Below are 22,640 nucleotides of genomic sequence, written 5' to 3'. Positions count from 1 at the left end.
CTGTCCATACTTCGTTGCTGCATTTACATATCTTCAAATTCAAAAGCTACATTAACTACATCAGTGTAAATGCATCTTTATATAGCGTGATTTCTTCCTGACCCTCAGCTCCGGCTATGGCAACCACGTCGAATCTGCATGGTACGTCATCGTTCCCCTGCTTCATCAGAAAATGCATGGCACATTTTGCGATAGTCTGTTGTTTACGGGCATCGACCGCCTCTGCCGGATAGCCGCTTACACCCGTAGTTCTGTATTTCACTTCTACAAAGACAAGGTATTCTCCGTCTCTTGCAATCAGATCGATCTCTCCCAGCCTGCAGCGATAATTATATGTCACGATCTTGTATCCCAAAGATTCAAGATAAGCACCTGCTTTCCTTTCATAGCCGGTGCCTGTCCTGCGATTATTCTTCTTATACATAATTATGTATGAAAGATCTTCTGTGGATCGGTGTCGGTCCCAGTTCTTTTAACCCTGCAATATGCGCTTTCGTTCCATATCCTTTATTACTTTCAAAATCATACCCCGGCAGTACCTTGTCATATTCCACCATCAGCCGGTCTCTCGTCACTTTTGCAATAATACTCGCTGCCGCGATAGAAATGCTTTTCGCGTCACCTTTGATGATCGGCACCTGCAAAATGTCTACCTGTGGAATCGTCACTGCATCATTTAACAAAATGTCCGGACGCACTTTCAGATTATCAATTGCCATACGCATTGCTTCATAAGTGGCCTGCAAAATATTAATTTCATCAATTCTCGCAGGACTTGCCATACCAATCCCCGTTGCTACCGCGCGGTTCATGATCTCGTCATACAGCATTTCACGCTTTTTTTCGGACAGCTTTTTTGAATCATTCAGATACAGGATCATATCATCTTTGGGCAGAATCACAGCTCCTGCCACGACCGGACCTGCCAACGGTCCTCGTCCGACCTCATCAATCCCGCAAATGTACGGATAATCCTTGTATTCTTCTTCAAATGTGCTCATTGCTTTTGTTCTTGCAATCTCTTTTTCCAGACGTTCCTGCTGTTTTTTCAGCTTTTCTTCTTCCCGCTTATTCATGCCTGATCACTCCCATCTTGTCAAATGGATAGATACGCACCCACGCTTTTCCCATGATCGTATCTTTCTTCACTTCTCCTACACTCGGGTCACGGCTGTCCTGACTGTGATTCCGGTTATCGCCAAGTACAAAATATTCATCTTCTCCAAGGGTAATTGGCTGCGATGCCGCCATCGGATCGTCCATCAGTTCATTTCCATAAATGTCTGATTCCAAGCGGCTGCCATTGATATAGACATAACCGTCTACTACCTGTACCGTCTCTCCCGGCAGCCCGATAATACGTTTTATATAGTAAGTATTTTCCTCATACTGATATGGAAATACAATAATATCAAAACGTTTCGGATCTTGGAACCGGTAAGACAGCTTGTCCACCAGAAGCTGATCTCCATCGCTTAGGGTCGTCTCCATGGATGACCCGCTGACACTTGTTCTTTGTCCCACATAAGTAATGATGACATATGTTAAGACAAGAATGACTATAATATAAAAAATCCACCCTAATATCTCTCTTATAATTCCCGGCTCTCTCCTTCTTCGTCTTCTTGACATAGAAAGTAAGTTCCCCTTTCTGATTTCTATTTACCTTTACGCTTCTTCTGTCTGTGGATACTCAAGCGTAAGTCGTCCAAGCTTTCCTTCCCGGAAATCATCCATCAAAAGCATGGCTGCCTTCTCCGTATCCAGTTCATTTCCACGGACAAGGCAATGTCTGCTTTCTGCAATACGCCCAAGCATTACATATGGGTCTTGGGCAGCTGTAATGGTATACTTATTCTCCAGTACACCCGGATAATTTGCTGCCAGAAAACGGATCAGCTCTGCTGCCAGCTCTTCTGTCTGTAACACCTCATCCTTAATCGAACCGATCAGCGCAAGCCGCAATCCTACTGTCTGATCTTCGAATTTTGGCCAAAGAATTCCCGGTGTATCCAGAAGCTCTACCTGTTTGTTCAGGCGGATCCATTGTTTTCCTTTCGTTACACCTGGCTTGTTACCGGTTTTAGCGGCTGCTTTTCCGGCAAGTGAATTAATAAATGTAGACTTTCCTACATTCGGAATTCCAACGACCATGGCACGAACCGGACGGTTCAGAATCCCACGCTTTCTGTCGCGCTCGATTTTCGCCTTACATGCCTCCTGGATCACGCTTTGTACGGATTTTACTCCGCCACCTTTTCTTGAATTTACTTTCACAACATGGAATCCTTTTTTCTTAAAATATTCGGTCCATGCCTCATTCCATCTTTCCTCTGCCAGATCTGATTTATTCAAAATGATCAGTCTCGCTTTATTCTTACCAAGCTCATCAATATCCGGATTCCTGCTGGATAACGGAACCCTGGCATCTACAAGCTCAATGATCAAATCAATCAATTTAATATTTTCCTGCATCATACGCTTTGCTTTTGTCATATGACCCGGATACCACTGAAAATGCATATTTCTACTCCTTTACAAATCCAAAGTGTGTTTTTGGCGAGATGACAAACCAGGCTTTTCCGTAAATGTAGCTGTATTTCACATTTCCTACATTGGCATTACGGCTGTCTTCACTGTTCTGCCTGTCGTCACCAAGAACAAAATATTCATCACTGCCTAATTTTATCTTTTCATTTACAATGCCTACATCATCAATCTTGGAAGTCTCATAATCTTCTTGCAGCTTTTCACCATTGATGTAGACTGAATTTTCGATAATCTCCACGCTCTCTCCTGGAAGAGCAATGATCCGCTTAATATAATAATGGGAATTTTCATTTCCCTTTGGTTTAAATATAATGACATCGCCACGCTTCGGCTTGCTTGCATTATACACAATCCGGTTGGCGAGCACAATATCCCCGTTTTCAAGAACCGGCTTCATCGAATCTCCGACAACACTCACACGCTGTCCGAAATACCATACACACACAAATGCGATCAGTATTGTCAATGCAATCTGAAAAATCCACTTTCCAATAACTGGGATTAAAGACCAGTCTATGCTTCTTAACAGCTTTACAACTTTTTTCTTTGTCGGCTGCTGCATTCTCTTCTGCTGTCTTAAAAGTTTTCTTCTCTTAGCTTCCCGCTGTTTCCGGCGTTTCTTTGCCGCCCTTTTTCTGGCATTCTCTCTGCCCGTAAAATTACCCCTTATCGAACTTTTTTTCATAGATTTATCCCTATATCAGAAAAAGGACAATTACATGTATGTAGTTGTCCTTTTTTACTCTGTTCTCTTCGTTTAATTATTTTACCAGCTCTTTAACTTTAGCTTTCTTACCAACGCGGTCTCTTAAGTAGTTAAGTTTAGCTCTTCTAACTTTACCTCTTCTTACTACTTCAACCTTCTCTACGTTAGGTGAGTGAACTGGCCATGTCTTCTCAACGCCGATTCCATTAGATGTCTTTCTAACTGTAAATGTCTCTCTTGAACCGCCACCCTGTCTCTTAAGAACAGTTCCTTCAAAAATCTGAATTCTCTCACGGTTACCCTCTTTAATCTTACCGTAAACCTTTACAGTATCTCCAACTCTGAATTCTGGAGCCTGCTCTTTTAACTGAGCTGCCTCAATATTCTTAATAATATCGTTCATCTGTGTGACCTCCTTGTTTAATTGGACGTTCTTAATACAAAATGTACCAGAGGACCATCTCGTTTTTCTTCACAACATGCTATATTTTATCACAAACTTCTTTATGTTGCAAGAAGTTTTTAATTTTATTTTTTTATTTATTTTTCCGGCAATCCTTTCAATGTTTTTAATCTTTCCAGATTGTAAATTGAAAGTTTTCTAAATTCTACTGTCCTGTAGCTTCAAGCATAATTTCTTTCGCCAGCTTCTGCTCTTCTTTTGTCAGTTTGGCTTTTTCAATCAGATCCGGACGGTTCTTTGCTGTGCGGATCACAGACTGCTCTCTGCGCCATTTTTCTATATTCGCATGATGACCGGACAAAAGTATGGCTGGCACCTGCTTATCATGCCAGATCTCCGGTCTGGAATACTGTGGGTACTCAAGAAGATTATCCTGAAAACTCTCGAATTCTGCGGACACATCATTATGCAGAACCCCCGGCACCAGTCTGGAAATCGCATCGATCATAATCATAGCCGGAAGCTCTCCGCCAGTCAGGACATAGTCTCCAATCGACACATAGTCTGTGACAACTTCATTTAATACCCGTTCATCAATTCCTTCATAATGTCCGCACAAAAATACCAGATCTTCTTCCTGGGCAAATTCCTCTGCCATCGTCTGGTTAAATGTCTTTCCCTGTGGAGACAGATAAATCACACGCGGGTTTTTCCTGGTACCCGGATCGCTTAGCAAAGCTTTCGCTTCTATTTTCTTTTTCACAGCCTCATAGCACTGATGCACAGGCTCTGCCTGCATCAGCATACCTGCTCCCCCACCATAAGGATAATCATCTACGCTGTTGTGTTTGTTAAATGCATAGTCTCTGATATTTACCGCTTCTATATCCAAAAGTCCTTTTTCCATGGCACGTCCGATAATACTTGTATTCAGACCGTCCATCACCATGTCCGGAAATAATGTCATAATATAAAACTGCATGATTACACTCCTTAAATCAGACCACTCATCAGATGAACAGTAATGATCCCACTTTCCATATCTACGTTCAGAACACATTCTTTAATTGCAGGCATAAGAACCTCTCCATGCTCCTTTGAATCAATCACATAGACATCATTCGCCCCTGTTTCCATCACGTCACTCAGTGTTCCGAATTCTGTTCCATCTTCTGTTATAACTTTCATGCCGATCATGTCTGCAACAAAATACTCATCTTCTTCCAGCGGCACAGCATTTTCTCTCGTCACGAGCAGCGGACAGCGTTTATAACGCTCAATATTATTAATATTGTCAAATTCTTTAAATTTAACAATAACGAACTGCTTAAAAAACTTCACATGTTCCACTTCCAGAGCCAGTTTTTCTTTTCCCGTATCCAGAATTACTTTTTTCAGTTTCTTAAATCTTACCGGATCATCTGTAGTCGGAAAGACTTTTACTTCTCCGCGCACCCCGTGTGGCTGTGTGATGACACCTACCTGCAATAACTGTTCCATACATTCCTCCGCTTTTTCGAATCAATTCGTATATATCTATATCTGGTAACGTCCGAAGAACTTTCACTGTTCTGGCGGACACATTTCTTTCTTCATAAAGAGAGACAGGCCTGGTAAAACCCGGTCTGTCCCTATATCCATCCTGATTAATCCAGAATATCTACAATCACTTTCTTGTCTTCCTTCGCTGCCGCTGCTTTTACTACTGAACGGATAGCCTTGGCAATACGTCCCTGTTTTCCGATGACTTTCCCCATATCAGAATCTGCAACACGTACTTCCAGGATAGTTGTCTTCTTCTCCGTGCGTTCGTTTACCGTTACGCTTTCCGGATCATCGACAAGAGCTTTTGCAATAACTTCAACTAACTCTTTCATCTTTGTACCTCCAGGCACGAATTATCTATTTCTCAATTCCAGCTGCTTTAAAGATCTTTCCTACAACCTCTGTCGGCTGAGCTCCTGTATTTAACCATCTCTTAGCTGCTTCCTCATCTACAGAAATTCCGCTTGGCTCAAGGTTTGGATCATATGTTCCAATCTCCTCGATGAACTTTCCATCTCTTGGGGCTCTGGAATCTGCTACTACGATTCTATAAAAAGGTGCTTTCTTCTGTCCCATTCTTCTTAATCTGATTTTTACTGCCATTGTTCTTTTCCTCCATAAATGAAAATATTTATTTTTAATAGTTTTATTTATATAAAGTGCCTTGCACCATATACCATTTTTAGAAAGGCAACTTGAACTTGCCTTTTTTGCCTGGTTTTGCAAATGTCTTCATCATCTTCTTTGCTTCGTTGAACTGCTTGATCATACGGTTTACTTCACTGATGTCTACACCTGCTCCTTTTGCGATTCTGTGCTTTCTTGATGGATTTAAAAGATCCGGATCTCTTCTCTCAGCTGGTGTCATAGAATGGATCATAGCTTCCATACGTGCCATACCTTTTTCTGCTTCATCCATCTGCTCATCGCCAAGACCTTTCATCTTGCCCATTCCCATACCGCCAAGTCCCGGCAACATGTTCATGATATTTCCAAGTCCTCCAAGCTTCTTCATCTGCTTGATGCTCTCAAGATAATCATCAAAATCAAACTGGGCTTTTTTCATCTTCTTGGACATCTCTTTTGCTTTGTCCTCGTCAATGTCAAGTTCTGCTTCCGCCTTCTCAATCAGAGACAAGACATCTCCCATACCGAGAATCCGGTTTGCCATACGATCCGGATAAAATTGCTCCAGATCAGAAAGCTTCTCGCCCATACCGACATACAGAATCGGTTTTCCGGTTACTGCCTTAACGGATAACGCAGCACCACCTCTTGTGTCACCGTCCAGTTTGGTCACGATCACACCGTCTACACCAATCTTTTCGTCAAATTCTTTTGCCACATTGACCGCATCCTGTCCGGTCATAGCATCAATAACAAGAATTGTCTGATGTACAGTAACAGTATTCTTAATCTCTTCCAGCTCAGCCATCATATCTTCATCGATATGAAGACGTCCTGCCGTATCAAGGATCACCAGATTATTGCCATTCTTCTGGGCATGCTCAATTGCAGCCTTTGCAATATTCGCCGGTTTATGGTTGTCACCCATGGTAAATACTTCCACACCCTGCTTTTCCCCGTTGATCTGTAACTGCTTAATTGCTGCAGGACGATAAACATCGCAGGCAGCCAAAAGCGGTTTCTTGCCTTTTAACTTAAACTTCCCGGCAAGCTTTGCTGTTGTAGTCGTCTTACCTGCTCCCTGAAGACCTGCCATCATAATCACTGTAATGGCACTTCCCGGCTGAAGCTTGATCTCGGTTGTCTCAGATCCCATCAGATTACAAAGTTCTTCATTTACAATCTTAATTACCATCTGACCCGGATTCAGACCATTCATAACATCCTGGCCGACCGCTCTTTCCTGAACAGTCTTAATAAAATCCTTTACAACCTTGAAGTTTACATCTGCCGCCAGAAGCGCACGCTTAATCTCCTTTAACGCTTCCTGCACATCTGCTTCCGTAAGTCTTCCTTTACTTCTAAGATTCTTAAATACATTCTGCAGTTTTTCTGTCAGACTGTCAAACGCCATACTATAACTCCTCTATGATTTCTCCGGACAAGATTCGAATTCCGCTTAAAATATCTTCCCTGCGTTCTTTCTCATACTCATCCAGCAATTCATCAATCTGTTTTACTTTATTCTTCACGGTCATGAACTTCTCAACAAGATGAAGCTTTTCTTCATATCCTGCCAGTGCCTGTTCACACCGCTTTACAATATCATGTACTCCCTGTCTGCTGATACCGGCATCCCTGGCAATCTCCCCAAGGGAGAGATCCTCTAATAGAAACTGTCCGTATATCTCTTTCTGATGATCTGTCAGTAATTCTCCATAGAAATCAAACAGAAGAGCCTGTTTTAGAATCTCATTCACATTTATCACCTGTGTTATCATACACGATACGCCTCATGGTGTCAAGTATTTTTTCTTTACACTTATATTTTTATTGTATTTTTTCGCATACAATCCCTATTCCTTCCTCTTTAGACTTCTAAAGTTTCAGAAAATCGCGGATATTCAGCATCCCCCACCCCTGTTCGCCTGCTCCGGGTAAATGTGTGCACGTCTCCCTGAGTCTTAATTTCACCTCTACATTGGTAACCCTCGGATATTTTTCCATCAATAAAGCGACAGCACCGGACACGACCGGGGTCGCCATGGAACTTCCACTTTTTACCGTATACGCATCTTTCTTTCCGTGTATCTGACTGTTGCAGGAAATAATCTGGTATCCCGGTGCTATTACGTCCGGTTTCACTACACATTCTTTCGTAGGACCGGATCCCGAGCAGTTCCCCTTCTCTGCTTTTTCTGTTTTTACAGCACCGACCGTAATCACTTTACGACTGTTTCCCGGAATTGCAATGGTTCCTTCTCCCGGTCCGTTATTTCCAGACGACACCACAACAACCAGACCTAAGTCCCAGAGATGTTCTACAGCTTCGATCAACATTTTTTCTTTCCCAGGCTCCAGATTTTTCCCAGCTCCTGCTGACAGATTCACAATCCGTATCTTATATTTTCTGTGATTCATTTCCACCCACTTAAGACCTGCAAGAATACTCGCTACATTTGCCTCCCCTTTTTGATCCAACACTTTTACAATAACAAATCGACAAAGCGGAGCAATTCCGGACAGAATCCCACCGGACATCTGTCCACTTCCACCTAAGATCCCTGCCACATGAGTTCCATGTCCATTATCATCATAACATTTTTCTTTCCTATATATACAGTCCCGCCAGCCGACAACCCTGCTCTTAAAATCCGGATGCGGCGCAAGTCCGGTATCCAGAACCGCAACCGTCACCCCTTTTCCGGTAAGCCCTGCTTTTTTTATATCATCACACCAATAATGCACCATCTTTTTTACACGATCCATAAATGTCTCTCCAAAATATTTCCTTTAAAAATAGAATATTCGACGAAATAGAAATTGATTTCTTCACGCATTTGTCGTATGATATTCTTGCTAATTACTGGGGAGTAAATAGTGACACCATAAGGGGAGGAAATTTATGGAATCCAAAAACTATTATGATATACTTGAAGTTTCCGTAAAGGCGTCCGCACAGGAGATTACACTGGCTAAAAATAAACTGGCCAAGCGTTATCACCCGGACGTCAATATGAGGAACGGAATTGATACAACTGATAAGATGCAGGAAATTCTGGAGGCTTACCTTGTTCTTTCCGATCCGGTAAAGCGTGCCGAATATGACCGGGAAATCCGCGGAAACCGTCCTTCGAAAATGCAGACATTTAATCTCTATGAAGAATCTGAAGAAGTTGAAGACCCAGATCATCCTACATTTGTAACTTACTGGAAAGCAGCCGGTGCCTTATATGACATCATCGAGCAAAGCAATGCCCTGTTCCGCCAAAGAGAAAACGCCGCCAGACTAGGTGAACTTGCGATTCAGGCACTGCATCATATCATTCTGCTGCGCGAAGCAAAAATTCCGGAGCGCTACTGGTATCCGGATATTATGAACTGGCTTCTGTTCAAATGGTATCAGAACCGGAATTATAATCTTGCATATCTTCTGAAGCTTTATGACGAGCATGAAAAGAATGATATGAACAAAATTGAAAAGTTAAAACTGCAGAACCGGGCTTACCGCTATCAGCATTCTGTGAAGAAGTTGCTGCGCTATTAAGGTCTAAAGCATTATTAAAATGTTATGTTATTACTCACAGCTTTCCTGCAAAATCTAATATAATGCGTAATATTAAAAGATATAATTTATTCACACATTTCCCCTCCAGACATAGGATATAGTGTAAATATTCTTTATGCGGAGGAATCAACATGAGCGATTTAAGCGCAACAAACTGTGGCTGTGGATGCGATGACGGAAGAAGAGGAAATAGCTGCGGATGCGGTAATGATTGCGGATTTGCAAATAATAGCTGCCTGTGGATCATCTTATTACTCATCTGCTGTGGCGGATGTGGCAATGGCTGTGGCGGATATGGCAATGACAGTTGCCTGTGGATCATCTTATTACTCATCTGCTGTGGCGGACTTGGAAATGGCTGTGGCGGATGTGGTGGCTGCGGTGGATGCGGCTGTGGCAACGAATGCTGCTAGTTCACATCTTTCAAAGCAATTGCGTAGACTGTTTTATAAAGTCAAAATGAGGGAGATTCGGTTGAATCTCCCTCGTCTCTTGACGTATTATTTTTCGTCTGTTTCAAAATAATCATAACTTTCTTCTACATCTCTTTGAAACGATTCATTAATTTTCCTTTGAATTGCTAAATAAATTTCCAATTCTTCATAAGTAAATGCTTTCAACCCTTCAAATCCACGCTTATAACACTGGTATTCAAATTGAGCATGGTTCCTAAAAATGCTCATTCCTTCTTCTGTTAAAAATAAATTATATACCCTATTATTTTCTTTATTTCTAACTTGTTCAACCCAACCTTTATCACGAAGTTTTTTTACCATTTGTGAACAAGCACTCCTAGTTTTCCCAAAATCATCTGCTAATTCAGTAATTGTAATACCTGCATTTCTTCCTATGCAATCAATCATATGCGATTCGACTTGATATAATACATAATTTCCATAATTGTGCGGTAAGGAATCATATTCTACCATCAAATCATATGCCTTATCCATTTCTTTCATAACATCATAAAATAATTCAAATTTCTTATCTTCCATTAGTATTTTCTCGTTTCTATTCTTTTAATATTATTTTACGAATATTCTTATTATTTTTCAAGCGAATTATTATTAAGTAGAACTGATTTGTTGGTATTGTTTGTAATTATATTTCTGTTGCATAAGGAATAGCTTTTTGTGCTCCCATCCGCTGGACACATATAGCGGCTGCCTTATTGGCAATCTTTACTGCATCATCTAAATTTTTTCTTTTAGAAATCTCACATGCCAATGTACCAATAAAAGTATCGCCCGCCGCTGTAGTATCTATTGCATTCACTGGAATACCTTGTTCATGAAAAACTTTATTATTTTTCATATAAACAAGACCTTTTGCCCCCAATGATATTATCGGGTACTTTATTCCCATTTTATTTAAAACTTCCAATGCTTTTTTTGCTTCATCCTCGTCGTTGATTGTTATCCCTGTCAACATCTCTGCTTCAATTTCATTTGGTTTTATAATGTCAACCATTCCCATAATTGATAAATAAGTTTCATTTTTTTTATCTGCTGAAGGATCTAAAATAATAATTCCAGACTTTTCTTTCACTTTTTCAAATGTATATTTCAATAATTCTAAATCAGATTCTAATGTAGCAAGTAAAATATCTCCCGCTTCAAAATCCACTAATCCATTATCAATATCTTCCATTGATAACTTCTTATTTACCGCTGGTGAACATATAATTCTATTATATCCAGCTTCATTAATCCAAACAAACGCAACTCCCGATTTTTCATTAGAATCAATTCGTAATTTTGAAATATCTATTCCATTTTTCTGCATATTTATTTTCAATTCATTGCCATAAGTATCATCCGAAATTCTTCCTAATATCCTAACATTTCCGCCCATACGAGCAGCAGCAGTTGCTTGATTTCCACCTTTTCCTCCAGGTGAAATCTCATAAAAATACGGGGTATAAACAGTTTCACCAACAAGAGGAAATTCTTTACACTTAATTGAAACGTCCATAATAATTGATCCTATGCAAAAAATTTTCCCAAAAGTTTTATTTACCACCATTAAATTAGCCCTCCTGTCTAATTTTCTCCACCTCTTTCATGAAATCTCTAGTTCTTTGAAAATCAACTATATTATCAATTTTTCCCTCCGCTTTAAAACTACTTCCTACAATTGCTCCATCTGATGCCTGTAACAATTCAGCAGCATTACTCTTATTAATACCACTTCCCAAAATTATCGGTAAATGAATTCCATTTTTGGCTTCTATAACCTTCTCTTTTGTAGGTGCTATTCCTGTACTAAATCCAGTAATTATTATTCCATCAGCTCCTTGTTCTTGTGCATCAATAGCTAGTTCATTCACTGTACGATCATGTACTATAAAATGGCTCCCATGCTTTACATTGACATCACAAAGCAGCTGTATATCTTTTGCATCCAACATTTTTCTGTATCTGGCCACTTCTCCACCAATTCCTTCTGTTAATCCTGTATAAGATACATAAGCACTTACAAATTCAAAAACTCGAATCCATTTAGCTCCAGATGCACACGCAATTGCCATTGCTGCCTTTCCACTATTCATATGAACGTTTATTCCAATAGGTATATTAACTGAATTTTTTACTGCACAAGCTGCCGCTGTCATAGCAGCACAAGTTTCATATCCTATTTCTTCGCCTTTTACAAAAGGAATATCCCAATAATTTTCTATTTGTAATCCATTCACGCCTGCCTGTTCTAAAATCTTAGCTTCTTCTACTGCATATTTTACGATTGCATTCATATCAAATTTATTTTTGTCATAATTTGGTGAGCCCGGCAATGGCTTTAAATGAATCATTCCAATAATTGGTTTCTGCACCTCAAATATTTTTTTCATCATAGTTATTCCTCCATAAAGTAACACTCAGTAATTGTTTTACCTTTGTAAATATATTACTGAGTATTACAGACTTAATCTTTAAAAAAGCTTAAAAATTGTTTAATTCTTTCATTTTCCAGTTGCGTTAATTCATCGTAGCTTCCATGCGCAAGTATTTCGCCCTTATCGACAAAAACTACTTCATCACTTACATCCCTTGCAAACGCCATATTGTGTGTCACTACAAGAATTGTATAATTTTCTTTTGCTAACTCTCTAATCAGTTTCAAAACATCTGCTTCAAGTTCCGGATCTAATGCACTTGTGGGTTCGTCAAACAGCAAAATTTCTGGTTTCATTGCCAATGCTCTTGCAATTGCTATTCGCTGTTGTTGTCCTCCTGATAGTTGCCATGGATAACTGTCTTTTTTATCTTCCAGCCCAACTTTTTTAAGTAAATCAACTGCTTCTCCAACGGCTATTTCTTTACTTTTTTTCAACACAGTAATCGGTGCTTCTATTATATTTTCAATCGCTGTTTTATGAGGGAATAAATTAAAACTCTGAAATACCATCCCCGTTTTTTTTGTAAAATTTTGGCATACACTTTTAGAAATTTTTGTTTCAAAATCTAAAATCTCATTCTCCCATTTTATTACTCCAGAATCTGGAATTTCCAACAAATTGATACATCTTAGCAACGTAGATTTTCCTGATCCAGAGGAGCCAATAATTACTGTCGTTTTATTCGATTGGATTTGCAAATCAACATTCTTAAGAACATGATTATCCCCGAAATATTTATTTATCCTTTTTATTTCAAGCATAATTGCCTCCTATATTTGTGCCTCTGTAATTTCTTTTACCTTCTTTTTCTCACTCTGGGTAAGCATCAACTTATTTTCTGTATAGGTTTGAATCCAGTTAAGCACTGTGCAAAATACTAAATAAATACAACCCACTTCTAAATACATAATTAATGGTTCATAAGTTCTAGCCGTAATTCTTTGCGTAACCAAAAACATTTCTGTAACAGTAATCGTAGATGCTAAAGATGTATCTTTAACTAAAGCTATAAAACTATTAAATAGTGGAGGAATTGCAATTTTTACCGCTTGCGGCAAAATAATTCTTCTAAGAGTTTGTATATAACTCATACCTAAAGATGAAGATGCCTCCCACTGTCCTTTTGGAATCGACTGGATCGCCGCTCTAAAAATTTCTGAACTATAAGCGCCAACACTTAAGGAAAATACCAATATTCCAGCTGGAATTGGTTTTATTATAATTCCCACTCTAGGTAGTCCAAAGAAAACAACAAACAACTGTACAAGCAAAGGTGTTCCTCTTATTACCCATACATAAAAACGGCAAATCAAATCCAATCCTTTTACTTTAGAAATGCGTATTACTGCTACAATCACTGCAATAAATGTTCCTAGCGCAAATGAAATCAATGTTAACGGTATTGTATATTGGAATCCAGCTTTTAATATAGGCCAAAATGATTCTGTTATAATACTTACAACTCTTCCATCCATTTTTTTCGCCTTTCGTTTTTATTTTTTTATTTCGTCTGCTGATAACTCTCTAGAGAAATCTTTTCCAAGGAATTTTTCGGACAATTTTGTCAAAGTTCCATCATCCTGTAACTCTTTAATTGCTTTATCAACTGCTTCTACCAAATCGTCATTTCCTTTTACAATTGGTATTGCAACTGTATCTGCATTTTCATCCACATCAACAATTTTTATCGGAGTATCTGGTTTTTCATTTAAATAATCTGCAAATGCGATTGTATTATTAATAACACAATCTGTTCTTCCAGCTAACAATAATTCGATATCCTTACTAAATGTCTCAGATGCTGTAATATCCATTTCATATTTTTCAGCAATTTTTGCATAATTACTTGATACATTAAGGGATGTCTTTTTTCCCTTTGCGCTGTCCCAAGTAGTAATATCATTATTATCATCTTTTGTAATTAATGCAATATAGCTATAAAGATAAGGCGTTGAAAAATCATATTTTTCTTTTCTTTCATCAGTCACCCCCACTTGATTAAGTACTAGATCAACCGTTCCATTATCCATTGAAGCTAATAAACCTTCCCAAGTAATTTCAGAAAATTCCACTTTAACTCCCATCTTTTCACCAATTGCTTTTGCAACTTCTACATCATATCCTGTTAATTCATCCTTATCATCATGATATGTAAAAGGTTTATAAGTTCCTTCTGTTCCAATTTTTAAAACTCCCTTTTCCATAATTTGTTCATATTTTGTTTTTTCCGTAGTTCCCTCGTTTTTTTCACTTCCTCCTTCCTTTTTACTTCCGCAGCCAATAGCAAGAGCCGCAACCATACTCACCATTAATAATACTGCTACTACCTTTTTTTTCATCTCTTTTCCTCCTTTGGATTAAATATAATATGCGTTTTGTTTATGCAAACGCCATAAACCCTAATTATTTGCAAAAGCATCTTTCATTCTATTTAACGCTTGTTCTAAAATAACTTTTGGACATGCAATATTCATTCTAATCCAATCTTCATCATCTTTTACAAACATTCCTGCACCTTCTATAAATACTCCGGCATCTTTAATAAAAATGTCATGTACATCTTTATCACTCAATCCATAATTTTTCATATTAAACCATGCCAAATATGTTCCTTCTGGTATTTCAAACTGTACTTTCGGCATATATCGTTCAAAAAAATTTTTAATAAATTCAAAATTCTTATCAATATACATATTTAATTCTTTTACCCATTCCGAGCCTTTCGAATATGCTGCTTCAGTTGCTGCAATTGAAAGTGGATTAGGTAAATAATAAAATTTGTCACACCATTTTTTTAAAATATCATTATTCGGAATAAAAATATTAGATAAATGATTTCCTGCCATATTGAAAGTTTTACTCGGTGCTGTACATGTATATATATAATTTTTTTCTGGAAATAATTTCATCAATGGAATATACTGTTTTCCTTCCCTATGAATATCTTGATGTATTTCATCACAAATGATTGAAACACTTTCCTTTTCACACAAAGCCACTACTTTCCTTAATTCTTCTTCCGTCCATATTCTTCCTGTTGGATTATGTGGACTGCAAAAAACAAATAATTTTGCATCTTGTAATTGTCTTTCTAAATTTTCAAAATCAAGTTTATACTTTTTATCCTCATATATTAACGAAGAATATATTGGAATTCGTTTATTATTTACAATTGCACTGTAAAATGGTTTGTAAGCTGGAGTAAGAATTAATACTTTATCATTTTCATCAGTCAACAATTGTATCAAATTTGATATAGCCGGAACTACTCCTGGGCTTATTACCATGTGATCCATTGGGGGAATCCACTCATAATGCATATACATCCAATTTTTAACTGCGTCCATATATTTAGAATCCAATATATCACTATAGCCTAAAATTTTCCTATCTAATCTTTCATGCATTGCTTTAATTACTTCTGGAGGACATGCAAAATCCATGTCTGCAATCCACAGCGGAATAAAATCATCTTTCAAATCTGGTTCTTCTTCTTTTGCATTTTCATATTTAACCGAATTCGTATCGTATCGATCTATAACCTCATCAAAATTATACTTCATTTCCATACCCTTTCCTTTAGCACGTTTATTTTTTAGCACCTTAACCATTAACTACGTTAAACGTAATATATCATTTTTTCAGTCTATTGTCAATTTTTATTGTTGCTTTTTTTATATTTATTTTTTATATTTATTTTTAGTTATTATTTTTTTCTATACACTTTTTTTTCAGTCTATTTAATTAAATATTATCTATTTACGCAAAAAGATGCACGCACATATACGTACACCTTTTTATGACTTTCCTAATTATTTATATAATCTTATAAATAAATCTGATTTCTTCATAGATTTCCGCAAAATCCACCTTGCATTCTCCTCCGAATATTCCAACCGGAACCTGCGTATCAAATCCATAGATTTTCGGAATTTCTTCCTGTTCAAAATCATAGACGATCACTTTTTTCTTTTCCGGATCAACAAGCCAGTACTCTCGTACCCCGGCATTTTGATACTTCATTAATTTCAGGTAAGAGTCTTTCTTCTTTGTACTTTCAGATAAAATCTCTATCACAAAATCCGGCGCTCCGTAAATCCCACGTCTCGTAATCTGATTTCTGTCACACACAATTAAAATATCCGGCTCTACTATTGTCTTATCATCTTTATCCAATTGCACACCTATTGGTGCAAAAAACGGAATACATGATCCGCCTTTTTTCTCTATGTATCTTGCTAAATATCTATGTATTTTAGCCGACAGCAACTGATGTACGCTTAGAGGCGGTGCCATATCATAGATCACACCATCAATCAGTTCAGCCCTCACATCTTCAGGAATGGCATAGTAATCCGAGATGGTATACTCTCCCTGCTTCTTTTTCTCTGCTAGATAAGTCACTGCCTCTGCCACTCTGTCCGGCTGCATCATGTTTTCTACGTCTTTTTTCATCTTCTTCGTTCTCCTTTCTTTGACAAATGTAATATGTCCGAAAGAAATATATAATTATATTATCTCATATTCAAAATATATTCAAGATATATTGCTATAAACATATTATTGTCACTTATTCACCACTTTGGAATATTACCTGATTACTATTAGGCTCCGAAATGATTGAAATTTGCAGATACATTTTGCGGATGATAAAGAAGCATCATCCGCATGTCGATAGATTACCATACTATTTCAGGAATTGCCATTACAGATTTCTTACAATTCTGTTACATTTTTCCGAATGTTACAACTATCCTTGCCGCATCCTGAGCATACGTTTATATTCGTTCAAATTCTCCTGAGTTCTTCTCCTCTCTTCCATCTGGTTCTTTTCCGTCTGTACATCTTCCAGTCTCTTTTTCAGCATACAATTTTCATCCAGTTCGTATACGGCATTTCCATCTATAATCAACTTTCTACTCATTTTTAATCTCCTTTCATATGATGCCTTAAGATTGCTTCCTTCTACGCACTTCCACTAGCACCTTAAAATATCTTCTTACTATAAAATATGCCCGTTTTTCATAATTTCCATTCAAATCACATATATATTTACAACGATAATTTAAGGAGCGCTTATGGATCAGAAGCCCAAATTAATGACTCCTTTTGACATGCTTGTTACTTCCTCTTCTCTTTATACACTAAAGCTGATGCTGCCTTTTGCACCTGCTTCCATGCAGCGCTCCTTAGCTATCTACATAAAATTTTCGGAACTGAAAGCTACGATGGAACATTTCTATGGATTTCTAAATACAGACCATCCTAGTTCCGTCCTGGAGCAGTTAAAATCCTGTTTAAGCCCGGAAGAACAGACGCAGATGTCACAAATGGAAGATCTCATGAATATGATGGAAATGATGCAGACTATGAATTCTGATTCCGATGGGGAAAATGGTTTCTCCCCTATGGATTTTATGAAAGGAGTTTTCGACAATGAATGAATGGTTGAACCACCCGGCACTGAAAAATATGGATCCCGTGAAACTGGAGCTGATAAAGCTTGCTGCGAAACAAACAGAGGGGAAAAACGGGAAATCACTCGCCCCGGTCATGATGTCTCTGATCAGCAGTGCCCATAAAAAGGGAATCACTTTTTCTCCGGAGGAAATGTCCTTTGTTCTGGAAATCTTAAAAGATGGAAAATCAAAGGAAGAGCAGGCACAGATTGACCGCATGGTCCGGATGGTTTCCGGATATGCTAAGAGAGCCGGGAAATAATCCCAGCTCTCTTATCTCTTTTATCATTATAAAATTACAGTGATTTTCTAAGTTCTCTGCGTCGTTTTGCCTCTTCCCATTCTGTGGCTTCATCTTCTGTTGTAAGTTCAAGCCTTGGCACTGGAATCGGATGGTCGTTTTGATTCAGTGCTACCACTGTCAGATAAGCATGATTAATCAATGTTCTTGTGCCATCCATGGATTCTACATAGCTATCCACCTTAATGTCCATGGAAGTACGTCCCACATAGACAATCTGGCCAATGATCACAACACTGTCACCTGGATAAGCTCCTTTTAAAAAACTTAAATTATCCACACTTGCAGTCGTCACATTTGTGTGGGTATGACGTTTTGCCACAAGTGCAGCCACCTCATCAATCCACTGCATGAGCATGCCGCCAAACAGACGTCCTGCTGCATTCAGATGGTTTGGTCTTACAATATGAACGGTCTCTACTCTGGAATCCGATACTTTTCTGCTTTCTACTTTCATATTAATATTCTACTTCCTGTAAATACAGTCCCTTCGGATCACAAGGATTTCCAACTGTCTTTTCTCCGTTAAAAATTGCCTCAATATCTTCTTTCTTTCGAAGTCCAAACCCAATATCCAGAAGTGTTCCGATCATAAGTCTTGCCATGTTGTGCAGAAAATCGTCTGCCTGAATGAGGATCTGCATTTCCTCATTATCTCCATAAATGTCAATGTCGTAGACCTCACGTGTCGTGTTCTTGCTCTTCTTTGCAGTAGAGAAATTACGGAAATCATGTTCTCCGATAAATAAAAGAGCAGCCTGCTGCATTGCCTTTTTATCCGGTGTCTTAAAGCAATGGTAAGTATGCTTACGCTCAAAAACACTTGGAACATCCATAATCGTCATACGGTAAACATAAGTTTTTGATACTGCATTCAACTGGGCATGGAAACGATCCGGAACCTCTTCAACTTCCGTAATTGCAATATCCATTGGCAGATACCGATTAAGATAATGCTGAATATCTTTTGTACTCAGATTAGAAGAAGTCTTAAAATTCGCCACTTGTGCGTAAGCATGTACACCGACTTCTGTACGGCAGCCACAATTCAGCTCAATATTCTTTTCACCAGTCATTTTCCCTAATACATCAATAATCTTGGCAGATATTGTGTTGTTAGATTCATCTTTTCCAAGTCTTGTCCAGCCTTGATAACGGCTGCCATCATATTCAATTGTAATTTTTATATTTCTCATAATCTTATACTCCCTGTATTTAAACTGTAATGATATTTTATCCTATCATCATACGATTTTAGTATAACAAATTCCATCATATAATAAAAGAGCCTGTTGAGGTTTCTTTTCATGAATGCCTCCATCAGCTGGGGGGATTGACTCCCACCACTGAAACCAGCTTATTTCTTACCGCCTATAGAAGTGGGAGTCATCTCCTAGCTGATATAATAGAAAATGCAATTCTCACTATGATACAAAAAAACTGCAACTCAATCTTACAAGTTACAGTCTTTTCATCTCTACATATTAAATTTACTTTTTAGTCTTCGTCGTCATTCTGGACTGTGTATGTCTGACGTTTTCTTGCCATCTCATCACTTTCCAGATATTCGTCATATGTTGTTATCTTGTCAATCATCTTTCCGCCCGGAACAATTTCCATGATACGGTTTGCAGTTGTCTGAACAATCTGGTGGTCTCTTGATGAGAAGAGAATGACACCTGGGAATTTTGTCATTCCATTGTTCAGTGCAGTGATGCTTTCCATATCCAAGTGGTTCGTAGGCTCATCAAAAATCAGTACATTTGCACCGGAAATCATCATCTTGGATAACAGGCAGCGCACTTTCTCTCCTCCGGACAGAACTTTCACTTTCTTTACTCCGTCATCTCCGGCAAAAAGCATACGTCCGAGGAATCCACGTACATAAGTCGCATCTTTCTCTTCAGAGTACTGTGTCAGCCAGTCTACAATTGAATAATCATTCTCAAACTCACTTCCACTGTCTAATGGAAAATATGCCCGAGAAGTTGTGATGCCCCATTTGTATGTTCCCTCATCTGGCTCCATCTCTCCCATAAGGATCTGGAACAGTGTTGTCTTGGCAAGCTCGTTGCTTCCGACAAATGCGACTTTATCATCATGTCCCAATGTAAAAGAAATGTTGTCTAATACTTTTTCTCCGTCAATGGTCTTGCTCAGTCCTTCTACTGTTAATACTTCATTTCCAATCTCACGGTTCGGGCGGAAATCAATGTATGGATATTTACGGCTGGATGGCTGGATATCATCAAGCTGGATTTTCTCCAATGCACGCTTTCTTGAAGTAGCCTGCTTGGATTTTGAAGCATTTGCACTAAACCTTGAAATAAATTCCTGCAGCTCTTTGATCTTCTCTTCCTTCTTCTTGTTCGCCTCTTTCATCTGGCGGATGAGAAGCTGGCTGGACTCGTACCAGAAGTCATAGTTTCCGGCATAGAGCTTAATCTTACCATAGTCAATATCTGCAATCTGTGTACAGACTTTATTCAGGAAATAACGGTCATGTGATACAACGATGACTGTGTTTTCAAAGTTGATCAAAAATTCCTCAAGCCATGCGATCGCATCCAGATCCAAGTGGTTCGTAGGCTCGTCGAGAAGCAGGATATCCGGATTACCAAATAATGCCTGTGCAAGCAGAACCTTTACTTTCTCAGGACCATTTAAGTTCTTCATCATCTCATAGTGAAGTTCTGTTCCGATTCCAAGACCATTTAACAATGTTGCTGCATCAGACTCTGCTTCCCAGCCATTCATGGTCGCAAACTCTGCTTCCAGCTCACTTGCCTTGATACCGTCCTCGTCTGTAAAATCTTCCTTTGCATAGATTGCTTCTTTTTCTTTCATAATGTCGTACAGTCTCGCATTTCCAAGCATAACTGTATCAAGAACCGGATACTCGTCATATTTGAAGTGATCCTGCTGTAAGAATGAAAGTCTCTGTCCCGGAGTGATGATGACTTCTCCGTTGGTCGGCTCAAGCTGTCCGGAAAGAATCTTTAAAAATGTAGACTTACCTGCACCATTGGCACCAATCAGACCATAACAGTTCCCTTCTGTAAATTTAATATTAACGTCTTCAAATAATGCTTTTTTTCCAACTCGTAATGTAATATTACTTGTACTGATCATTATATTTGCTCCTTTTTATCTATCAATCACGTCTTAGCTCATACGAAGAATATCTTACCAAAGATACGTCAAAATAGCAAGCCGGGAAACCACTGTTTTTCGGCACTTTACGCACTTTTTCTATTTCCGTCGCATCTTTTTACTGCTTTTTTATCTACTTCCTGCATTTTTAACTGATTTTTTGTAAAAAGGCATTTTCATGATTCTATTTTTCGTTATATAATATCACTTAGAAAATGTTTCCAAAGTCAGGAATCCCTGCCTTTGAATCATGTTTCACCGAAAACTATTATCGAATTATTACAAAACAAGAGGTGTTGATTATGATAAATGCAACAATCGTACTGGAAGGCGGTGCCACCAGAGGTGTATTCACTTCGGGAATTTTAGATTATCTTATGGAACAGGATACTTATCTCTCCCACGTTATTGGTGTTTCTGCAGGAGCATGTAATGCCGTGGATTACGTGTCAAAACAAATTGGGCGTACACGGAACTGTATGATTGTGGAAGATAAAGAATACAACTATCACAATAATCTTCGTGATTTCATGCGTGAAAAGAGTCTTCTGGATATGGACATGGTTTTTGACAAGTACCCACGCGAAATCTTTCCATTTGATTTCGAAACATTTCAGAAATCCTGTGAACAAGGCGTGGTCTGCGAGCAGGTCACAACGAACTGCATTACCGGAAAAGCAGAATATATGATTGAAACACAAGATTTTGACAGACTGTTGCGTATCTGCCGGGCATCAAGCAGCATGCCTCTTCTGTGTCCTATGGTTAATATTGACGATGTACCTTATCTGGACGGCGGACTTGCAGATTCCATTCCAATCCGACATGCATTGCATCAGAACAATGCGAAGATTGTTGTGATTCTGACTCGCAATCCGGGATATCGCAAAAAGCCAATGACAAAAGGCATGGCAAAGTTATATCGCCGCGCTTATGGCAAATATCCGGAGGCTGTCAAGACTATGATCCGCCGGAATTATATGTATAACAAAGAAATGGAGCTCATCGAAAAATTAGAACATGAAGGACGGATTTTCGTACTGCGGCCACTCGTCCCAACCGTATCAAGACTGGAGCAGGACTGTGACGTTCTAAGAGAATTTTACGAACATGGATATCACCTTATGAAGCGGAACTATGAGAATCTGATGAGGTATTTAGAAATATAGTGTTATTTGTAAATAATAAGCCTGGACTATGGCATTCTTGAATTCTAAATATCTGTGTGCTACTAACTTTTTAAGTGAATTAAACAAATATATACCAAAATTCTTCTAATCGTCAGAGTAGTGATGAGAATTAAAAATCCCAAACTATAATGGATTGAACGGTAGAAGGATTTTCCGAGCATCAGTGAGTAGAGTTTTCGTGAATATGTACTGTCTGAGCCTGTTTTTAGGCGAGTTTACATATTCACGAAAAAATAAACGAC

30 protein-coding genes are annotated in these 22,640 nt (G+C 38.5%); 5 read left to right on the top strand and 25 right to left on the bottom strand.

Annotated features, from left to right (window positions below; all coding sequences use genetic code 11):
* Positions 1-55 precede the first annotated feature (55 nt).
* The 13 genes from C7E02_RS00770 to C7E02_RS00710 form a co-directional block, all read right to left on the bottom strand.
* Positions 56-424 (bottom strand): YraN family protein, encoded by a 369-nt coding sequence (locus tag C7E02_RS00770; RefSeq protein ID WP_005332992.1) that lies wholly within the window; start codon positions 422-424, stop codon positions 56-58.
* Complete coding sequence (locus C7E02_RS00765) at positions 417-1,076, bottom strand: ribonuclease HII (protein ID WP_022279103.1); 660 nt, start codon at positions 1,074-1,076, stop codon at positions 417-419. The genes C7E02_RS00770 and C7E02_RS00765 overlap by 8 nt, the downstream gene beginning before the upstream one ends.
* Positions 1,069-1,632 (bottom strand): signal peptidase I, encoded by a 564-nt coding sequence (gene lepB / locus C7E02_RS00760; protein ID WP_005332996.1) that lies wholly within the window; start codon positions 1,630-1,632, stop codon positions 1,069-1,071. The genes C7E02_RS00765 and lepB (C7E02_RS00760) overlap by 8 nt, the downstream gene beginning before the upstream one ends.
* Before the next feature lie 36 nt (positions 1,633-1,668).
* Positions 1,669-2,523: a ribosome biogenesis GTPase YlqF gene (gene ylqF, locus C7E02_RS00755; RefSeq protein ID WP_005339329.1), complete on the bottom strand. Its 855-nt coding sequence runs from the start codon at positions 2,521-2,523 to the stop codon at positions 1,669-1,671.
* Positions 2,524-2,527: 4 nt separating this feature from the next.
* Positions 2,528-3,235, bottom strand: coding sequence for a signal peptidase I (gene lepB / locus C7E02_RS00750; RefSeq protein ID WP_005339328.1), 708 nt, complete (start codon positions 3,233-3,235; stop codon positions 2,528-2,530).
* A 76-nt stretch (positions 3,236-3,311) separates the two neighbouring features.
* Positions 3,312-3,659, bottom strand: coding sequence for a 50S ribosomal protein L19 (rplS, locus tag C7E02_RS00745; protein WP_005333002.1), 348 nt, complete (start codon positions 3,657-3,659; stop codon positions 3,312-3,314).
* 205 nt (positions 3,660-3,864) lie between these two features.
* Entirely contained in the window at positions 3,865-4,641 is a 777-nt protein-coding gene (gene trmD, locus C7E02_RS00740) for a tRNA (guanosine(37)-N1)-methyltransferase TrmD (RefSeq protein ID WP_105308548.1), read from the bottom strand.
* Between the two features lie 11 nt (positions 4,642-4,652).
* Positions 4,653-5,159, bottom strand: coding sequence for a ribosome maturation factor RimM (gene rimM, locus C7E02_RS00735; RefSeq protein ID WP_105308547.1), 507 nt, complete (start codon positions 5,157-5,159; stop codon positions 4,653-4,655).
* Positions 5,160-5,305: 146 nt separating this feature from the next.
* Positions 5,306-5,536: a KH domain-containing protein gene (locus C7E02_RS00730; protein WP_005333013.1), complete on the bottom strand. Its 231-nt coding sequence runs from the start codon at positions 5,534-5,536 to the stop codon at positions 5,306-5,308.
* A gap of 25 nt (positions 5,537-5,561) precedes the next feature.
* Entirely contained in the window at positions 5,562-5,807 is a 246-nt protein-coding gene (gene rpsP, locus C7E02_RS00725) for a 30S ribosomal protein S16 (protein WP_005333014.1), read from the bottom strand.
* 79 nt (positions 5,808-5,886) lie between these two features.
* Positions 5,887-7,245 carry a signal recognition particle protein gene (gene ffh / locus C7E02_RS00720; RefSeq protein WP_105308546.1) on the bottom strand — a complete coding sequence of 453 codons (1,359 nt, stop codon included), beginning with the start codon at positions 7,243-7,245 and terminating at the stop codon, positions 5,887-5,889.
* A gap of 1 nt (position 7,246) precedes the next feature.
* Positions 7,247-7,612, bottom strand: coding sequence for a YlxM family DNA-binding protein (ylxM, locus tag C7E02_RS00715; RefSeq protein ID WP_005333016.1), 366 nt, complete (start codon positions 7,610-7,612; stop codon positions 7,247-7,249).
* A gap of 97 nt (positions 7,613-7,709) precedes the next feature.
* Positions 7,710-8,600 carry a S8 family peptidase gene (locus C7E02_RS00710; protein ID WP_105308545.1) on the bottom strand — a complete coding sequence of 297 codons (891 nt, stop codon included), beginning with the start codon at positions 8,598-8,600 and terminating at the stop codon, positions 7,710-7,712.
* A 136-nt stretch (positions 8,601-8,736) separates the two neighbouring features.
* Between C7E02_RS00710 and C7E02_RS00705 the strand changes: the two genes are divergently transcribed.
* A complete protein-coding gene (locus tag C7E02_RS00705) occupies positions 8,737-9,378 on the top strand; it encodes a J domain-containing protein (RefSeq protein WP_005339315.1) in 642 nt (213 codons plus the stop codon).
* 152 nt (positions 9,379-9,530) lie between these two features.
* Positions 9,531-9,812: a chorion class high-cysteine HCB protein 13 gene (locus C7E02_RS00700; RefSeq protein WP_105308544.1), complete on the top strand. Its 282-nt coding sequence runs from the start codon at positions 9,531-9,533 to the stop codon at positions 9,810-9,812.
* Positions 9,813-9,899: 87 nt separating this feature from the next.
* Here the strand turns inward: C7E02_RS00700 and C7E02_RS00695 are convergent, their stop codons facing one another.
* From C7E02_RS00695 to C7E02_RS19345, 9 genes are all read right to left on the bottom strand, one after another.
* On the bottom strand, positions 9,900-10,394 hold the full coding sequence (locus C7E02_RS00695; RefSeq protein WP_105308543.1) for a MarR family winged helix-turn-helix transcriptional regulator: 495 nt from the start codon (positions 10,392-10,394) through the stop codon (positions 9,900-9,902).
* A gap of 106 nt (positions 10,395-10,500) precedes the next feature.
* Positions 10,501-11,424: a ribokinase gene (locus tag C7E02_RS00690; RefSeq protein WP_105308542.1), complete on the bottom strand. Its 924-nt coding sequence runs from the start codon at positions 11,422-11,424 to the stop codon at positions 10,501-10,503.
* Between the two features lie 4 nt (positions 11,425-11,428).
* Positions 11,429-12,250 carry a BtpA/SgcQ family protein gene (locus C7E02_RS00685; protein WP_242978713.1) on the bottom strand — a complete coding sequence of 274 codons (822 nt, stop codon included), beginning with the start codon at positions 12,248-12,250 and terminating at the stop codon, positions 11,429-11,431.
* Between the two features lie 71 nt (positions 12,251-12,321).
* Positions 12,322-13,056, bottom strand: a complete 735-nt coding sequence (locus C7E02_RS00680) for an amino acid ABC transporter ATP-binding protein (protein WP_105308541.1) — start codon at positions 13,054-13,056, stop codon at positions 12,322-12,324.
* Positions 13,057-13,065: 9 nt separating this feature from the next.
* A complete protein-coding gene (locus tag C7E02_RS00675) occupies positions 13,066-13,770 on the bottom strand; it encodes an amino acid ABC transporter permease (protein ID WP_105308540.1) in 705 nt (234 codons plus the stop codon).
* Positions 13,771-13,788: 18 nt separating this feature from the next.
* A complete protein-coding gene (locus C7E02_RS00670) occupies positions 13,789-14,634 on the bottom strand; it encodes a transporter substrate-binding domain-containing protein (RefSeq protein ID WP_105308539.1) in 846 nt (281 codons plus the stop codon).
* A 60-nt stretch (positions 14,635-14,694) separates the two neighbouring features.
* Positions 14,695-15,864 carry a MalY/PatB family protein gene (locus C7E02_RS00665; protein WP_158682953.1) on the bottom strand — a complete coding sequence of 390 codons (1,170 nt, stop codon included), beginning with the start codon at positions 15,862-15,864 and terminating at the stop codon, positions 14,695-14,697.
* A 247-nt stretch (positions 15,865-16,111) separates the two neighbouring features.
* Entirely contained in the window at positions 16,112-16,750 is a 639-nt protein-coding gene (locus tag C7E02_RS00660) for a Uma2 family endonuclease (protein ID WP_105308537.1), read from the bottom strand.
* 295 nt (positions 16,751-17,045) lie between these two features.
* On the bottom strand, positions 17,046-17,219 hold the full coding sequence (locus C7E02_RS19345; protein ID WP_005339299.1) for a hypothetical protein: 174 nt from the start codon (positions 17,217-17,219) through the stop codon (positions 17,046-17,048).
* A 154-nt stretch (positions 17,220-17,373) separates the two neighbouring features.
* On the opposite strand from C7E02_RS19345, the gene C7E02_RS00655 reads away from it, so the two are divergent.
* Both C7E02_RS00655 and C7E02_RS00650 read left to right on the top strand, forming a co-directional pair.
* Positions 17,374-17,739 carry a hypothetical protein gene (locus C7E02_RS00655; RefSeq protein ID WP_022279095.1) on the top strand — a complete coding sequence of 122 codons (366 nt, stop codon included), beginning with the start codon at positions 17,374-17,376 and terminating at the stop codon, positions 17,737-17,739.
* Positions 17,732-18,016: a hypothetical protein gene (locus C7E02_RS00650; RefSeq protein ID WP_022279094.1), complete on the top strand. Its 285-nt coding sequence runs from the start codon at positions 17,732-17,734 to the stop codon at positions 18,014-18,016. Before C7E02_RS00655 ends, C7E02_RS00650 begins: the two co-directional genes overlap by 8 nt.
* 34 nt (positions 18,017-18,050) lie before the next feature.
* Here C7E02_RS00650 and C7E02_RS00645 read toward each other — a convergent pair whose 3' ends face one another.
* The 3 genes from C7E02_RS00645 to C7E02_RS00635 all read right to left on the bottom strand — a co-directional run bounded on the left by C7E02_RS00645 (position 18,051) and on the right by C7E02_RS00635 (position 21,187).
* Positions 18,051-18,512 carry an acyl-CoA thioesterase gene (locus C7E02_RS00645; RefSeq protein WP_105308536.1) on the bottom strand — a complete coding sequence of 154 codons (462 nt, stop codon included), beginning with the start codon at positions 18,510-18,512 and terminating at the stop codon, positions 18,051-18,053.
* 1 nt (position 18,513) lies between these two features.
* Positions 18,514-19,251 carry a tRNA pseudouridine(38-40) synthase TruA gene (gene truA / locus C7E02_RS00640; RefSeq protein ID WP_022279092.1) on the bottom strand — a complete coding sequence of 246 codons (738 nt, stop codon included), beginning with the start codon at positions 19,249-19,251 and terminating at the stop codon, positions 18,514-18,516.
* Between the two features lie 301 nt (positions 19,252-19,552).
* On the bottom strand, positions 19,553-21,187 hold the full coding sequence (locus C7E02_RS00635) for an ABC-F family ATP-binding cassette domain-containing protein (protein WP_105308535.1): 1,635 nt from the start codon (positions 21,185-21,187) through the stop codon (positions 19,553-19,555).
* 323 nt (positions 21,188-21,510) lie between these two features.
* Here C7E02_RS00635 and C7E02_RS00630 point away from each other — a divergent pair, with 323 nt between their 5' ends.
* Positions 21,511-22,377 (top strand): patatin-like phospholipase family protein, encoded by an 867-nt coding sequence (locus tag C7E02_RS00630; protein WP_105308534.1) that lies wholly within the window; start codon positions 21,511-21,513, stop codon positions 22,375-22,377.
* Positions 22,378-22,640: the final 263 nt, after the last annotated feature.

This window comes from Dorea sp. Marseille-P4042, from assembly GCF_900290215.1.
GTDB classification, from domain to species: domain Bacteria; phylum Bacillota; class Clostridia; order Lachnospirales; family Lachnospiraceae; genus Dorea; species Dorea formicigenerans.
Note: the sequence above shows the minus strand (reverse complement) of the source record. Positions and strands in the feature narration are given on the sequence as shown.

Excerpts from the sequence above, each read along its gene's own strand:
- C7E02_RS00770 (WP_005332992.1), bottom strand. The coding sequence starts at position 424 with ATGTATAAGAAGAATAATCGCAGGACAGGCACCGGCTATGAAAGGAAA.
- C7E02_RS00765 (WP_022279103.1), bottom strand. The coding sequence starts at position 1,076 with ATGAATAAGCGGGAAGAAGAAAAGCTGAAAAAACAGCAGGAACGTCTG.
- lepB (WP_005332996.1), bottom strand. The coding sequence starts at position 1,632 with ATGTCAAGAAGACGAAGAAGGAGAGAGCCGGGAATTATAAGAGAGATA.
- ylqF (WP_005339329.1), bottom strand. The coding sequence starts at position 2,523 with ATGCATTTTCAGTGGTATCCGGGTCATATGACAAAAGCAAAGCGTATG.
- lepB (WP_005339328.1), bottom strand. The coding sequence starts at position 3,235 with ATGAAAAAAAGTTCGATAAGGGGTAATTTTACGGGCAGAGAGAATGCC.
- rplS (WP_005333002.1), bottom strand. The coding sequence starts at position 3,659 with ATGAACGATATTATTAAGAATATTGAGGCAGCTCAGTTAAAAGAGCAG.
- trmD (WP_105308548.1), bottom strand. The coding sequence starts at position 4,641 with ATGCAGTTTTATATTATGACATTATTTCCGGACATGGTGATGGACGGT.
- rimM (WP_105308547.1), bottom strand. The coding sequence starts at position 5,159 with ATGGAACAGTTATTGCAGGTAGGTGTCATCACACAGCCACACGGGGTG.
- C7E02_RS00730 (WP_005333013.1), bottom strand. The coding sequence starts at position 5,536 with ATGAAAGAGTTAGTTGAAGTTATTGCAAAAGCTCTTGTCGATGATCCG.
- rpsP (WP_005333014.1), bottom strand. The coding sequence starts at position 5,807 with ATGGCAGTAAAAATCAGATTAAGAAGAATGGGACAGAAGAAAGCACCT.
- ffh (WP_105308546.1), bottom strand. The coding sequence starts at position 7,245 with ATGGCGTTTGACAGTCTGACAGAAAAACTGCAGAATGTATTTAAGAAT.
- ylxM (WP_005333016.1), bottom strand. The coding sequence starts at position 7,612 with ATGATAACACAGGTGATAAATGTGAATGAGATTCTAAAACAGGCTCTT.
- C7E02_RS00710 (WP_105308545.1), bottom strand. The coding sequence starts at position 8,600 with ATGGATCGTGTAAAAAAGATGGTGCATTATTGGTGTGATGATATAAAA.
- C7E02_RS00705 (WP_005339315.1), top strand. The coding sequence starts at position 8,737 with ATGGAATCCAAAAACTATTATGATATACTTGAAGTTTCCGTAAAGGCG.
- C7E02_RS00700 (WP_105308544.1), top strand. The coding sequence starts at position 9,531 with ATGAGCGATTTAAGCGCAACAAACTGTGGCTGTGGATGCGATGACGGA.
- C7E02_RS00695 (WP_105308543.1), bottom strand. The coding sequence starts at position 10,394 with ATGGAAGATAAGAAATTTGAATTATTTTATGATGTTATGAAAGAAATG.
- C7E02_RS00690 (WP_105308542.1), bottom strand. The coding sequence starts at position 11,424 with ATGGTGGTAAATAAAACTTTTGGGAAAATTTTTTGCATAGGATCAATT.
- C7E02_RS00685 (WP_242978713.1), bottom strand. The coding sequence starts at position 12,250 with ATGATGAAAAAAATATTTGAGGTGCAGAAACCAATTATTGGAATGATT.
- C7E02_RS00680 (WP_105308541.1), bottom strand. The coding sequence starts at position 13,056 with ATGCTTGAAATAAAAAGGATAAATAAATATTTCGGGGATAATCATGTT.
- C7E02_RS00675 (WP_105308540.1), bottom strand. The coding sequence starts at position 13,770 with ATGGATGGAAGAGTTGTAAGTATTATAACAGAATCATTTTGGCCTATA.
- C7E02_RS00670 (WP_105308539.1), bottom strand. The coding sequence starts at position 14,634 with ATGAAAAAAAAGGTAGTAGCAGTATTATTAATGGTGAGTATGGTTGCG.
- C7E02_RS00665 (WP_158682953.1), bottom strand. The coding sequence starts at position 15,864 with ATGGAAATGAAGTATAATTTTGATGAGGTTATAGATCGATACGATACG.
- C7E02_RS00660 (WP_105308537.1), bottom strand. The coding sequence starts at position 16,750 with ATGAAAAAAGACGTAGAAAACATGATGCAGCCGGACAGAGTGGCAGAG.
- C7E02_RS19345 (WP_005339299.1), bottom strand. The coding sequence starts at position 17,219 with ATGAGTAGAAAGTTGATTATAGATGGAAATGCCGTATACGAACTGGAT.
- C7E02_RS00655 (WP_022279095.1), top strand. The coding sequence starts at position 17,374 with ATGGATCAGAAGCCCAAATTAATGACTCCTTTTGACATGCTTGTTACT.
- C7E02_RS00650 (WP_022279094.1), top strand. The coding sequence starts at position 17,732 with ATGAATGAATGGTTGAACCACCCGGCACTGAAAAATATGGATCCCGTG.
- C7E02_RS00645 (WP_105308536.1), bottom strand. The coding sequence starts at position 18,512 with ATGAAAGTAGAAAGCAGAAAAGTATCGGATTCCAGAGTAGAGACCGTT.
- truA (WP_022279092.1), bottom strand. The coding sequence starts at position 19,251 with ATGAGAAATATAAAAATTACAATTGAATATGATGGCAGCCGTTATCAA.
- C7E02_RS00635 (WP_105308535.1), bottom strand. The coding sequence starts at position 21,187 with ATGATCAGTACAAGTAATATTACATTACGAGTTGGAAAAAAAGCATTA.
- C7E02_RS00630 (WP_105308534.1), top strand. The coding sequence starts at position 21,511 with ATGATAAATGCAACAATCGTACTGGAAGGCGGTGCCACCAGAGGTGTA.